The sequence below is a fragment of the Ferroacidibacillus organovorans genome, assembly GCF_001642725.1.
Taxonomy (GTDB): Bacteria; Bacillota; Bacilli; order Alicyclobacillales; family SLC66; genus Ferroacidibacillus; species Ferroacidibacillus organovorans.
The window spans coordinates 1-14,341 of record NZ_LSUQ01000025.1 but is presented as its reverse complement, the minus strand read 5'-3'; the positions used below and the strand labels follow the sequence as shown (position 1 = coordinate 14,341).

Sequence of the window (14,341 nt, the reverse complement as noted above, 5' to 3'; positions counted from 1 at the left end):
GATGTTCAAGAAAGCAAACCAATCGAATTGTATAAATAATCATAGATAATACGACAAAATACAGCATTCCCTCGTATTCTTAATGCCATAAAAGCAGTTCTGAACGGTTCCATCATCCCGCATTGTGCGAAACGGAGGGTTACGATTGAACATCAAGCTACACAATGACTTCCCTTCCGTCAACCCGGAGGAACTGCAAGACGTCTATGCATCCGTCGGCTGGATGACACATAACGCAGACATCATCACGAAAATTTTCAACGCCAGCACGCATGTCACCCTCGCGATGGACAATGATCGTGTCATCGGCTTTGGCCGGGCGCTATCCGACGGCGTTTTTAATGCAGCCATCTATGACGTTGTGGTCCATTCAAATTACCAAGGCATGGGCATCGGAAGATTGATCATGAACGACCTCCTTCAGCATTTGCAAGACATTTCATGCGTCCATCTCATTTCTACGACAGGGAACGAAGATTTTTATCGGAGTGTGGGATTAAAGAAAGCTAAGACATCCATGGCCCGCTATTTGAATCCCATTCGATCGGAGGAATACCTCGAATGAGCGAATCCACAGCGCGTTGAATGATTGTTGTGTGGTAAAAAGAGGAGGATTGAAATTGTCTTCGATCGAATATCACTTCAATGCACCAATAACTGGAGAAGAGGTCGCGGATGTTTTCAAACGCTCTGGAATCAATCGACCGACGGCTGATGTGGAACGTATACAAAAGATGATCGATCACGGAAACCTTATCATCACAGCTTGGGACGGAGCAAAATTAGTCGGAATGGCTCGTTCACTGACTGATTTCTGCTTTTGTTGTTACTTGTCCGATTTGGCCGTTGACAAGGATTATCAACGGTGTGGTGTCGGAAAAGAACTGATTCGTCAAACACAGTTACGATGATCTGACCAAGTATCGCTATTGTTATTGTCTGCCCCTACGGCAATGACATATTATCCGACGGTTGGTTTTGATAAAGCGGAAAATGCCTGGATCATTCGAAGGAAAACCTGATCGATCCTTACCGTAATCTTAGATACACAAATAGATGCAAATTTACCCCTGTTGTCCTTCAGCTTTCAGGTGTGGAAAAAAGCAATATCACCATCGCTTGACCAGCGCGTGATTATGCAGAGTGTCACCGCGATGACTCATGTGCATTCGGGCAGGAATCTTCAGTTCGTAATGGCGATATGAAATCATGCTGAGATAATGGGATGGGAGGCGAGGTTTTGGGCAATAAGCCACAACTCGTTCTAGATATTGCGGGAGTGCTGATTACCAATATGTCACCCCTATTTTGGCAACTGTTATCAGATAGCGCAAGTATTTCGTATGAAGACCTAGTCTCGGATTTTAAGGTCAACGTTCGAGAACAGTTATGGACTGGTGCATTTACGGAAGAAGAATTTTGGAATCGGCTATGTGTGACATTCCCAACTGTCAACTTGAACAACGCCAAAGACTCTTTACAATCAAGCCTTCAACCATTGCCAGCTTTGAACCATTTGGCAAGATGGAGCGAGATAGCAGACATCCATCTATTAAGTAACCATCGTACCGAATGGCTTATGAAACCCTTGGCCACTGTACGCAAATACATAAGAACTTTTACCATATCCAGTGACGTAGGGTGTTGCAAACCGCACCGTGAGATATATGACGTATTGGCAAATAAACTTGATGCGGAACAGATTGTTTTATTCGTTGATGACCAAGAGAAAAACTTCATACCGGCCATTGAATTGGGATGGATGACCTTACAAGCAGATGAATTCGGAACGTGGATACCACAAGTAGAGCTTTTGTTATTCGGATAACGGGCGTAGGATCGTATGAAGAATGATGTCTCGTCTGGTCTTTTATGATTATGCAGTTCGAGGTACGCAAAGGTTGTGTCGCACTTGGGCAGTTATGCTGAAGAAAATTATCATCATGATGTTTTGAGATATGGAAGGAGTGACAAGAATGCATTGCTTTAGGTGCATTAAACTACGCAACGTCCCCCTCTAACAACATCTTTAGAGAGGAGAATAAGTTTGGAGAAGAATCTTCTGCAACAGTTCACCGGCGATATAGTTGGCTATGGAGCCTCTTTATTTGGTGTATCACTAGAATCATTGACTCCATGTCATGGGTCGATGAACTTTGTTTATGAATATCAAAGTGGCGCAAAAACCTATATTCTTCGTTTTACACCAAGCGCACATCGAAGCGTCAATTTAGTGAGAGGCGAACTTGAGTGGCTTCTCTACTTGAAGAAGAATGGAGTGGCAGTGTCTGCTCCAGTTGCATCCGTGAGGGGAAACTTGGCTGAATTTGTTGGACAACATGGTTCGGGCTTCACTGTTGCATCGTTTGTAAAAGCAGAAGGCAGGTCTGTTCCTTATCCTGATTGTTTACATGACTACGAACTGTACTACAATTGTGGCGTAGCGATTGGCAGGCTGCACGCTGTGTCCAAGTCGTTCTTACCTTCCTCTAAGAGGGTTCAGCGTGGAGAATGGCGTGACAACTTTTATCTGACAAACATCCATGGATTTGTTCCTAGTGATCAAGTCAATATGTTCGAGGGATGTAGGAACACTATCAGTAACATTCAGGCACTACCTGCAGAACGCCAATCATTTGGACTTACGCATGGGGATGTCCATGTGGGTAATTTTAGGGTAGATGGCTCACGGGTTGTTTTGTTTGATTTTGATGAAGCACAGTACAGTTGGTTTATAAATGATATCGTCACTCAGATGTACTACCTGGTGTATGTCTATGGAGGAGATGACGGAAGGGAACTTCGTGAATCTCAGGCAAGTCGCTTCATGGAGCATTTCATGAAGGGGTATTCTCAAGAACACGAAATTGATAAATACTGGATGATGCAAATCCCATTATTCCTTCGTTTACGGGAAATTATCGTATATGTTGGCATGTACAAAAACCATCCCGATGTATCAGAGTTGAATCAGTGGGGAAAAGATTTCATCTCTGAAGCAAAGATGAGAATTGAAAATGGTACACCTATCGTGGACATTTGGAATTAACCTTCGACAGTCCCTCCGTAAATCGGGAGGGATTTCTTTATGGGACTAAAGGAAGCTTATCTGCAATAGCGATTCGACCTGAGTGCACCATGGTTATGCATTGTGGGGCTTGTCTAAACCATTGCGTTATTGCGCTATAATTCTGAAGGAAAGGAACCGGAGCGTGTTCCATGCATCTTCGTCCATCACACCCCACAGTTCACTGGTATTATCAAGACCTTTCTGGTGATCGCGCGCAACCTCGTATTCCATTTGATCCTTTACGATCTTGATTTCTACATGTTCCATCGCCAATGCCACTTTCTCGCGATGCCGCGACAATCTTCCTCCCGCCAACCATAAAAATCCCCCGCACCGCGCGGGGGACCCACCTTCTACCACAGAAATGCGAGCGCGAAAATCCACGCAAACGCTTGATGTCCCTTTTACACCACTCGGACCACATCGCGTCAAAGCCCAAAATTCTCTTTTCAAATTTGGAATTGTCAAATTTAGTTTAGTCCCGAAACTCGTAATACCGATTCATGGCTACGCCTAGGGGTTGTGAGTGAAGTCAAGGGTAAGGTGGAGATTTTCCAGACGTACTTTTCTGGAAAATACGACCTGACCTTGACGAATGAATCCCTAAACAAAATGAAAAACGGTCTTGCGACAGATGGTTGGAGCAAGACCTTAGCTACCCGCTTTTTAGACTACCTTGGACAGCTGGTCTCGGTAATATTGACGACGTTTCATCAAAGGTGGATAACCATCGTTGGTTGTGTAAATTCGTTTCCGGTTATAGTGAATTTCGACAAATCGGAAAACCATGCTTTTGACCACCTCCATCTTCAATGTTTCTGTTTTAACCTTGTAAATGCACTCTTTTTTCAGCGTGGCAAAAAAGGATTCCATTCTGGCGTTGTCATAGCATCTTCCGGTATGACTCATACTTTGCACTGCACCAAACCTGGCCAAGGTTTCTCGGTACATCTTGCTGGTGTATTGACTTCCTCGGTCACTATGAAACGTCATGCCAAAGGCTTGATGTTTTTGGGCAGCCAAGGTGAATGACGCGACACAGAGTTCGGCTTTCATGTTGTCCGCCATCTTAAATCCTACAATCGCGCCATCATAACAATCCAAAACGGCGCTGACATACAGTTTGCCCTCCGCCGTGGGGATCTCCGTGATATCCCCCAGCCACTTTTGATTGGGAGCCGTGGCAGTGAAATCCTGCTTTATCAGGTTTTCGCTCGCTTGTGCAGCAGGGTCAGCCTTGGTCGTTCCCTTGGCATGATGGTTCTTCTTCAGCATCAACTGATGCGTTTTGCAAAGTCTCCGAACCACATAATAGGTACCGGTATAGCTGTGGAACAGTTGCAAGGCCAAAAAGATGCGGTACGTTCCATAGTCCTTGTTTTCTGCACGAATCTGACGGATCTTCGCCAAAAGATCATCATATTTATAGGGACTGTTTTGAGTGCGCCGCCAGCGATAGTAACCGGCTTCGCTGACATGCAAAACCTTACACATTTCCTTTACACTGTGCTTGGCTTCGTCTTTTTTCTTTTGAATCCCTATAAAACGAAACAAGTCTCGTGCAGCTACCTCTTTTGGCTCTCTGCGAAAAAAGCTAACGCCTTTTTCAGGATATCATTGGCGGATTCCAGTTCCCTGATCTTTTTCTCCAACCCTTTCATTTCGGCAGTTTTCGGATCTATGCGCTGGTGGCCACTCCCTACAAATGCCAAGGATCCATGCTTCTTGCTTTGACCCCTCCATGTGTACAGCGTTGTGGGTGGAACCCCCAGTTGTTCGGAGGCCGCTGTGGGCCCGATTTCATAAGATAATTTTAATGCTTCTTCTTTGAATTCTTTATCGTACACTCGCATCTGGATTCCTTCTTCCTTTTTTTATCATTCTGTCCAGAATTACGAGTTTGTCGACTCAACTAAAATGATACTGTTCCATTCTCGATGTGGTATAATATCAAAGACAATTTCCTGCTGTCCAACCAGGTTATCGCTCCCTCGTAGTTCTCGATGTGGTATAATGCAGTCCGTCGCGAACATCGAACGCGGAGAGTTATCGCTCCCTCGTAGTTCTCGATGTGGTATAATGCTCCACCCACTCGGTCGCCCGCCTCATCTGTTATCGCTCCCTCGTAGTTCTCGATGTGGTATAATAACTTGTATCCTGACGAGAATAAGTTACTTGTTATCACTCCCTCGTAGTTCTCGATGTGGTATAATGCCGATTGTTGTCGATGACGCGGTGATGAAGTTATCGCTCCCTCGTAGTTCTCGATGTGGTATAATTTGTGTTGCCTGATCGAGGGATGAGCCCCGGTTATCGCTCCCTCGTAGTTCTCGATGTGGTATAATGCGACCTCTTAAAAGACTCTGCTTGTCCATGTTATCGCTCCCTCGTAGTTCTCGATGTGGTATAATGGCGATCAATTTGTTATCTTGTCTTCTCCGGTTATCGCTCCCTCGTAGTTCTCGATGTGGTATAATCGTCAATGTACACAATACACGGAGACCGCAGTTATCGCTCCCTCGTAGTTCTCGATGTGGTATAATTGCTCGTTTCATCTCTTCTTCAAGACTGGTGTTATCGCTCCCTCGTAGTTCTCGATGTGGTATAATGTCCTTTGTAAATTCCTGATGTGACCGCAAGTTATCGCTCCCTCGTAGTTCTCGATGTGGTATAATATCGAAAAATTAACACCCATCGCTTTGATGGTTATCGCTCCCTCGTAGTTCTCGATGTGGTATAATGGGCACGCGCAAACGTTCCACGAGCTCAGGTTATCGCTCCCTCGTAGTTCTCGATGTGGTATAATTTTGTACTAAAAAGTTACCGCCTTTATAGAGTTATCGCTCCCTCGTAGTTCTCGATGTGGTATAATGGCACGGGGTTTAACATCGGATCGCCTACTGTTATCGCTCCCTCGTAGTTCTCGATGTGGTATAATTTCAAGGTCCGCGGGTTTGACGCCGATGCGGTTATCGCTCCCTCGTAGTTCTCGATGTGGTATAATGCCATCGCGCGATCCTAGACAGCCTCCACGGTTATCGCTCCCTCGTAGTTCTCGATGTGGTATAATCTCCAAGAGTTGGATGTCGACGAAGAAGAGTTATCGCTCCCTCGTAGTTCTCGATGTGGTATAATGCGTCTGGCGCGAACAAAGCGACAGAGATGGTTATCGCTCCCTCGTAGTTCTCGATGTGGTATAATTCAAATACTTCACGCCCCTTTCTACTTGTAGTTATCGCTCCCTCGTAGTTCTCGATGTGGTATAATCTGCCGGGACTTGACTTGATCCAGCCGGGTGTTATCGCTCCCTCGTAGTTCTCGATGTGGTATAATCCCTTCTGCATTTTGTATCGCAAACGTGTAGTTATCGCTCCCTCGTAGTTCTCGATGTGGTATAATAGTGGGGTTGCAAAAGGCGTGCAGCCGGGGGTTATCGCTCCCTCGTAGTTCTCGATGTGGTATAATACAAAGCGTATCCTAGCGTGACAAATGCAGGTTATCGCTCCCTCGTAGTTCTCGATGTGGTATAATTTCATCGCGGCAACAAATTCGACGTGCGCTGTTATCGCTCCCTCGTAGTTCTCGATGTGGTATAATATCAGACAGCAGTGCGGATGTGCTAGCGAGTTATCGCTCCCTCGTAGTTCTCGATGTGGTATAATCGCGCCGTTAATCGCCGCCACCACGTTATTGTTATCGCTCCCTCGTAGTTCTCGATGTGGTATAATCGTAGCGCAAACGGTCAAAGGGTTGATGCAGTTATCGCTCCCTCGTAGTTCTCGATGTGGTATAATAGAAGAGTTTGTTACAGTTCCGGCTCCTATGTTATCGCTCCCTCGTAGTTCTCGATGTGGTATAATACAGTAGCACTCGCCGTTGTTGCAGTTCCGTTATCGCTCCCTCGTAGTTCTCGATGTGGTATAATGTTATCCGCAAGCCCTATTGTTTGCGTGACGTTATCGCTCCCTCGTAGTTCTCGATGTGGTATAATCATTTGTCCTATGACAACCCAAAAGATCTTGTTATCGCTCCCTCGTAGTTCTCGATGTGGTATAATTCATTGACCAACCGATCATGAGAGTCTCAAGTTATCGCTCCCTCGTAGTTCTCGATGTGGTATAATGTATCGCCTGTGTGGATATCGGTCAGTGTGTTATCGCTCCCTCGTAGTTCTCGATGTGGTATAATCGGAGATCGTGGACAGTCTTGGAACCGTTAGTTATCGCTCCCTCGTAGTTCTCGATGTGGTATAATACAAACCACCCGAAAGAAGGAAACCCCATGGTTATCGCTCCCTCGTAGTTCTCGATGTGGTATAATAGAAGAGTTTGTTACAGTTCCGGCTCCTATGTTATCGCTCCCTCGTAGTTCTCGATGTGGTATAATCGAAGCGATAAAACAAGGCCGAATCAATGGGTTATCGCTCCCTCGTAGTTCTCGATGTGGTATAATATTCCAGTCACTTGCGATCACGCAATCTGGGTTATCGCTCCCTCGTAGTTCTCGATGTGGTATAATTCTTCTCCGACTCAGGATCGTAGTAGTCGTGTTATCGCTCCCTCGTAGTTCTCGATGTGGTATAATTTTGCAATGCTTGCAAGCTGTTTTCTGGAGTTATCGCTCCCTCGTAGTTCTCGATGTGGTATAATTTATGATCTTGAATTGCCAGAAGCAACACTGTTATCGCTCCCTCGTAGTTCTCGATGTGGTATAATCATAAGCAGGGTTAACAGCCTCAACATAGTGTTATCGCTCCCTCGTAGTTCTCGATGTGGTATAATCGTAATGCTCCCAACACTACTGATTGCAATGTTATCGCTCCCTCGTAGTTCTCGATGTGGTATAATTAGAACTATCCTATCTTCAAGAGCTCGAGAGTTATCGCTCCCTCGTAGTTCTCGATGTGGTATAATAAACCTCGAGATCATCCAACCGTTCGTAGAGTTATCGCTCCCTCGTAGTTCTCGATGTGGTATAATAAACACCGTCCAACACCGCCACGGGCGTGTGTTATCGCTCCCTCGTAGTTCTCGATGTGGTATAATACCTCTGCTAAAATCCCGCTTTTGAAGGGTATTTTGGCAGTTTTTTTGAGTTAAAAAGCAACTTGGGAACTATCCACAAGGTTATGCTCAGTCGTTTTTCAAAAAAGCACAAGTTGCTCACTGTGAATTTTCACCTCATTGGAGACGTGTTCTCCCACAAGAATTTTCATTCTTGAAAATTGCTTCTCCGTCACAACTAGACTTCGGACCGACCCCTTTACTGGTAGGTTTGCTTCTAAACGACGTTCGTGCTTATCGGCTATCTCGAAACTCCCGCAAATTCGACAGTAACATGAAAATTGAATCATGTAGTAGCCGTCTGTGAGTAGAAAAGTACGGAATCGAGACGCTGCCTTGCGCTCGAGCCCCGTGCCGACAGGTAAATCGAACAATACGAGAAGTCTCATGTAATTACTCATAGACCTCCGTCCTAATCGCTGTGATGGATGGCAGAAGCAGGTCTCCTGGGTCTAGGGTTGAAATTGAATGAGTAAAGCTTGAAACCATTACATCGATCGCAGCAGTAACGTTAAACTTTTGATTGTTGACAAGTACTTCTTGAGCCAGCACGCCATATAGGCATTGCTTATGGCGCGGTGTGAGATCATCATGCTCGTCTCCAGTCAGTTCGCTTGCGACAAGCAAGTCAACGATAGGACGAAACGGTTCCATGAAGTCATCGGCTAGGTTGAAATTATTCAACTCGCTATGATGATGTAGGCCGATGGACGGGAGATAGCCATAAGAGCATAGCGCTCGGGCAACCTGACCCCTTACAATAGCGTACCCATAATTCATTGCGGAGTTAGCAAAATCGTCGTTTCTACGTACAAACGACTCGCTGAATAAAGATTGAAAGTAGAGTCTTGCTGCGTGGGATTCTACATTAGAGCGATCCCCGGACTCAACAGTACGAGCGAGAGTACGAAGGCGGGAACCGCCTTGACAACCCGCTTGTTCTAAGCACCCAGCCTGATTCTCAATCTTGCGTTTGACAATAGATTGCCAAAGTCTTTTGGCAAATGGGCGATTCATGTGCAACTGTGATTTCAACACTTTTAGTGCACGGGAGTGTTGGTTGTAGGCAATCATAACTCCGTTAGGCAGATGTTTCTCGTCGCAAGTGTATAGAGATATGTTAAACTCCGCAAGTTTAGATAACAGGGCAGACGTGACAATAGTCGCCCTGTCCTCCAGCATTACCGATCGTATGTCCTCAAGTGGAATGGTGTACGTATCTCCACTAGCGTCAGTTACAATGGGTCGAATAACTAACTGTTCATTTCGACTCGATAGTTTAGCCGGATTACTAATCAAAACATGCCGATGCGACAAGGTCCGTCATCTCCCTTTTAACTTAAACTCCAGTCTTGACTCGTCATGAACTTTCGTCAACCTACCCAAGTAATCGACGTTGTATTTTTCAAAAATAGTCAGCGTTTTGGCACCTAAACTCTTGACTTCCCCAGCGTCATCGTGCGTTTTTACAAAAATGCTTCCGTTGGCTATGTTTGTTGATTTGTAATAGACAATTTCTTCTCCAAGCAATCGTTCTGTGCCATCTTTAAACTTAATGACGGTTCTTCCTTTGGGTTTTACCTTGATCACGTCGTTATGATAAAGACTAAATTGAAACCTGAAAGAACTATCAATCACTCTCCATTCTTCATAGATCTTCCCGGGCGTAATAGCTCTCGTCGGAAGAAGTCCGCGTACAATGTCTGGAACATAAACCGGGACTAAGTAAAAACGCCCTTCTTTTATAAATACATCAACACGTACCATTGAGGGTTTAGTTGCCACCCCGCGTGCTTGGTGGACCATTACACCATAGCTGGCCTTCTCTGATAATTTTACTTTATTAACCAGTGTAGACGTTTTTCCATCTTTTGATACCTTGTATACAGGTGAGGCAAATGCCTTTTCGGCGTTGCCGTTTGCCTCTTGTAGAAGACGACGAAGTTTAGCGTATAACACAGTGTCGTCTTGAGGATTGTAATATCCTTCGATTTCGCCCTCGCCATCGAGTCTTAACTCCGATAGGCTCACTTTAGAAATGACTACTCCGTCACTAAGTTGTCTTGGACTCTTCACTGTTTCTTTATGGGCGGGTCCAGTACATTTTCGATTAGGCATCCTGGAAACGAAAACGGGCATTAAGTCTTTCGATATGTTGGAAATATTGGCCATGTGGACAGCGTAAGTCGGGTCAGGAGACAGTCGTGCAAGTAGTTCATCGCGAAATCGAGGCCATGCCTGTGGGAACAGATTATCCTTTAGGGCAAGGTGTGTATCATCAAAGCTATCCCAAGTAAACAGCTCTCCAGTCTGATTGTCCACATATCTTACCGTGTTCGTCTGCTTGTCGAATGACTTTGTAAATACTTTGGGGTTAGCTAAGTAACTCCGCTTGAATTTATCGTACTTGGACACACGTTGTATGAGATCGTCACCAACACACGCCACAATTACGGCATCCTGAGCATGGTGTAGGTCTCCTAGTTCACGGTCTTTTCTGAGACCCCATCGTTTACGAAAGAATGCCGTGACAGGACCGTTTACGGATACCACTCGCTTTATCTGAGTGGAATTAGCCATGTCGAATAAGAGATAACGCTCGATATGAGAAGCCAATTCCACTGTAATATAACGGGTGTCCTGAAGGTTTCTCTCTTTAAATGTTTCTCTTTCTACGATGTCCTTTGATAGATCACGCAGTAAATTATTTTTCTTTGGTCTCGGCAAGTGCAGGCTGTCTACTAGAGCGATGTAACGGGCTAAGCGAGCCGGATCCACACCGAGATACTCAACTGGGGTTCTATTACCTTTTTGCCTGTTTTCGCCAGTCTTAACCAAAACCTTGTTATTGTAACTATCATCAAATGAGATACTGTAAGGGATAATGTGGTCCACTTCTGCATAGCCTGGCTCAAATAATCGTGAGCGGTCAAACGATTCTCCGCTGTATAAACAACGCTCTTGCTGTTGTAAGTAGAGCTTGAACTTAACAATATCAATAGGAGACACCTTGGAAACACCAAGCATATTAGCAATCTCAAGTTTTACCTTATTGTTAGTACGTTCGTTTTCATTCCGTAATTTTGTCAGTTGGTTTCTTTCGTCAAATGTCTTAGACATCTCACGAGCAAGTTCTATGTGGACAGATTCGGGTATTCCGTGTTCGCGGATGATCGAGTTTATTACCTTCACCGATTGCGAAAGTGCACGCAGAACCACCGGATTGGTAATCTGTTCATGACTAACCGGGGGGAGGCGATTTGTCTTTTCAATGCCAAGAAATTCACTTTGGCCATAGCCAATAGATGAGCAAGCTTTATCATAGTCCAACCCCTGTTCGAGCAGGGGTGTTAACTTGCGAAGTGCAATAAAGGATAGGTGGCCAAATTTACCAGTTCCAATGGGAAGTAAGCTTTCTATTTCCTCTGATGAGAGATCCAAGGCGGCAAGTTTAGTTCTTCGGTTTTCGTCACTTTTCCATACTGACAAAATCCAGCCGAATTCATCTAGTCGTTCTGGAGTTAGAGTAGCCATGTCGAGCCCATTTTTTTGCCAAGATGCTTTTACTTGATGATAAAACGGCATCGAAACGAATTTGCTTTTCTCCACTTCCTTTCGAGCCCTTGCATTTCCATAAGTCAAGGGAGTGAAAGAGGAATTTTCATCCAATTTTAATAATTTACGAATATCCGTATAAGTTAGGACTTGCTTTTGGTGTGCCAAATCGATGATTAGTCTCTTTTGATCGTCAGACAGGTTTTCAGATTTGCGAGTCCCATCCTCATTCCTGTGGGAAATTCTCATATTCTGGAGCTTAGTTAGAAGATTAAAACGCTCAAAGGCATAGGAGGCTTTAGGCGCGCGTTTCTGGCTTCTCTCAAAAGTACATGTTCCTATCATACCCTCGATTAAGTTAGCATACCTGCTGTTTCCTCCAGGACCGCTATCGAAGTTGCGCTGGGAAGCGAATATAGACAGGTATTCCTCAAGAAAGTTTTGAGAGGCGTGTGGGTTAGAAAATTGTTTCTGTGCAGCAAAGACTAAACGAATCTCCTCCAGCAGCAGGTCACGCCCGACTGTATGGCGATAGTCTCCTGGCTTATTGCGTTTTTGGGTAAATCGGCTGTCCCGAAACAACATCTCTCCCACCGTGCGATATCCAGACTGGCGTAGGAATTCCCGATTGTCTCGCACTGCCTTGAGCAATTTTCCAGTCTCTCCCTCGAGTAACTCCGAGCTACGGTTGGATTTAAATCCACGCCTTTGTGCAATATGTATGAGAACTCGAACAAACTCTTCATTATTAAGTAGCCTATCCAGTGCCTCGGCACGAAGTTGATAGACATCGGGCCGTTTTGAGTTGGCAGTCGTATACATTTTCTCGATTTCCGGGACTGGCATAATACCTCGTCTATCCATCAACTGTTTGATTCGAGCTATTCTATGCCTGTGTCTGCGTAAGCGGCGTCGAGAACTTCTCGCTAATCTACGTGGAGATGCCAGTGACTCCCCACGATCTTCTGCTGCTTCAAAAATCCTAACTCCTAGATCAATGATTCTACATGGTTTTCTTTTACCTTCATTGCTCGTTGTCAGTTCCAGGACAGCCCAACCAACCGATGTAATCCCAACGTCAAGTCCAATCCGGTAACTCATGACTGTGTCCCCCCAAAGCATAGATTCATTTCATAAAATGAGATGACCCGCAACCATTAAAGGCTACGGGTCAGTGCTCTGCGGCATATTGCCTTATTATGGCAACCTCGCAGTTCTCGATGTGATATAAATCCCTCAAAAGAATAATACGATTAATTCTTCGAAAAATCAAGCACACTTCGCCGTTTATTATTAATTATAAATTTCAGTTAATTATTTCGATCTGCACTGGTCTCGTAGAGGCAAACGTTGGACTGATCGATGTCGTCAACATCGCAAGAGCCAGTGTCGCCGAGCCCTTCTTAAAAGATCGCATGACACAGCTCCCTTTGTAAATCGTATCAAAGCACAAAAAGGAGCCTACCACGCGCATGGCAGGTTCGTCATGACGCACATTCTGTTACGCCATACATCCTTTCTCTTTTATGCCTGCAATCCTGAAGTCAAGGAAATTGCAGGGTGACACCCTATCGATAAAACCATACAGCGATCACGAATCGATCATTGCGAACCATCTCTCGATTGCAGTTTAACTCAATCGAATGAAGGCGCTGAGAAATCTTTCCGTTGCTCAGCATTTTATCTTCTCCTACCATGGACTCACCTATTTTTAATTTGGCCTAAAACTTCCCGATCTTCCTCCAATAAGGGTACTGTTCAATAAAATACTCAATGCACCCCTGAGCAGACTGGAATTTACGCAACCCATTCCCAATTTTAATGTTTTCGTGTGAAAACGTGTTTTTTCTGAGTTCCAGAGTTTCGTTTGATCACGTTGATCAGGAAAAAACCATTCCCACTTCGCGTTTTGCACAATTCATCCACCCGTTTCGCAAGATCGCGGCGAACCCAAAAGGTTTGTCGTACGTGCTGTTTTTCAAAAGAACTCCCTTTTCTTTTTGTTTCATCAAATTGTTCGACCAGGGCGCGAGCGGATGCAGGAATTTGATCCATGAGAGAACCAGGGTGTTTTTTCACCTTGAAAGACACCGCCTTTTTTCAATTTCCCTCTATACCTACTCGCTTGTCCGATCACTTAGACCCTCCAGCTTGTCACCTTTTTCTCGCAAACCTCTTCACAAACGTAAATGTCAAATTGGACATCACCTTGGTCGATGATGCGAAACGTCCACGGATACGTCTTCATCATCCGTTTCCGTTTACATCCACCCACACGGCGACAAGCTCAGTTTACGTCATCCTAAAAGCACTTACCCCATCAGGCCTCAAAACCGTTTATCCAAACAAACGTGTAAACGCGTTGACGCTGCCTACCGAATCATCCTACCTTACCTACCCAATAACACAGGCTTGACTACCCAATCCCTTCAAGGGAAAACAGGCTTTCGTATACCACAGCTTGTTCGAGGATCGCTTGTCCTTCGCGCGATCGATAAGGATTTTGGAGCTTGTCACGCTTGTACGCTTTCGGGCCTGTCCATGTTCCTTAAAATCCTCATGTCCCGTCCAAAATCGATAAATGAAAAAATCCGTACCAAAACGACACTCGCCCTTTCGTCTCTTGCTTGCAAAGGGATTCTTCAGAAAAGTG

At 45.0% G+C, this 14,341-nt stretch carries 9 protein-coding genes and 1 CRISPR repeat array; of the genes, 4 read left to right on the top strand and 5 right to left on the bottom strand.

What is annotated here, in order from left to right; genetic code table 11:
• The first annotated feature begins 145 nt into the window (after positions 1-145).
• From AYW79_RS09090 to AYW79_RS09075, 4 genes are all read left to right on the top strand, one after another.
• Entirely contained in the window at positions 146-565 is a 420-nt protein-coding gene (locus tag AYW79_RS09090) for a GNAT family N-acetyltransferase (RefSeq protein ID WP_067564760.1), read from the top strand.
• A 55-nt stretch (positions 566-620) separates the two neighbouring features.
• Complete coding sequence (locus AYW79_RS09085) at positions 621-911, top strand: GNAT family N-acetyltransferase (RefSeq protein ID WP_335339610.1); 291 nt, start codon at positions 621-623, stop codon at positions 909-911.
• Positions 912-1,240: 329 nt separating this feature from the next.
• Positions 1,241-1,828 (top strand): HAD family hydrolase, encoded by a 588-nt coding sequence (locus tag AYW79_RS09080; protein ID WP_156481760.1) that lies wholly within the window; start codon positions 1,241-1,243, stop codon positions 1,826-1,828.
• Between the two features lie 219 nt (positions 1,829-2,047).
• Complete coding sequence (locus AYW79_RS09075) at positions 2,048-3,049, top strand: phosphotransferase enzyme family protein (protein WP_067564756.1); 1,002 nt, start codon at positions 2,048-2,050, stop codon at positions 3,047-3,049.
• A 687-nt stretch (positions 3,050-3,736) separates the two neighbouring features.
• On the opposite strand, the gene AYW79_RS09065 is transcribed toward AYW79_RS09075, so the two are convergent.
• The 5 genes from AYW79_RS09065 to cas9 all read right to left on the bottom strand — a co-directional run bounded on the left by AYW79_RS09065 (position 3,737) and on the right by cas9 (position 12,789).
• Positions 3,737-4,624, bottom strand: coding sequence for an IS3 family transposase (locus AYW79_RS09065; protein WP_156481761.1), 888 nt, complete (start codon positions 4,622-4,624; stop codon positions 3,737-3,739).
• An 11-nt stretch (positions 4,625-4,635) separates the two neighbouring features.
• The gene (locus AYW79_RS09060; RefSeq protein WP_067564752.1) at positions 4,636-4,923 is read right to left on the bottom strand and encodes a transposase; all 288 of its coding nucleotides are present in this window, start codon (positions 4,921-4,923) and stop codon (positions 4,636-4,638) included.
• Between the two features lie 126 nt (positions 4,924-5,049).
• Positions 5,050-8,115: direct repeats of the CRISPR family, unit length 36 nt; unit sequence GTTATCGCTCCCTCGTAGTTCTCGATGTGGTATAAT.
• 98 nt (positions 8,116-8,213) lie between these two features.
• The gene (gene cas2, locus AYW79_RS09055) at positions 8,214-8,522 is read right to left on the bottom strand and encodes a CRISPR-associated endonuclease Cas2 (protein WP_067564792.1); all 309 of its coding nucleotides are present in this window, start codon (positions 8,520-8,522) and stop codon (positions 8,214-8,216) included.
• Positions 8,523-8,526: 4 nt separating this feature from the next.
• Positions 8,527-9,450, bottom strand: coding sequence for a type II CRISPR-associated endonuclease Cas1 (gene cas1 / locus AYW79_RS09050; RefSeq protein WP_067564750.1), 924 nt, complete (start codon positions 9,448-9,450; stop codon positions 8,527-8,529).
• A 6-nt stretch (positions 9,451-9,456) separates the two neighbouring features.
• Entirely contained in the window at positions 9,457-12,789 is a 3,333-nt protein-coding gene (gene cas9 / locus AYW79_RS09045) for a type II CRISPR RNA-guided endonuclease Cas9 (protein WP_067564748.1), read from the bottom strand.
• Between the last annotated feature and the right edge of the window lie 1,552 nt (positions 12,790-14,341).

Bases quoted from the DNA above. Each gene is read 5' to 3' on its own strand.
- AYW79_RS09060 (WP_067564752.1), bottom strand. From the start codon at position 4,923: ATGCGAGTGTACGATAAAGAATTCAAAGAAGAAGCATTAAAATTATCT.
- cas2 (WP_067564792.1), bottom strand. From the start codon at position 8,522: ATGAGACTTCTCGTATTGTTCGATTTACCTGTCGGCACGGGGCTCGAG.
- cas9 (WP_067564748.1), bottom strand. From the start codon at position 12,789: ATGAGTTACCGGATTGGACTTGACGTTGGGATTACATCGGTTGGTTGG.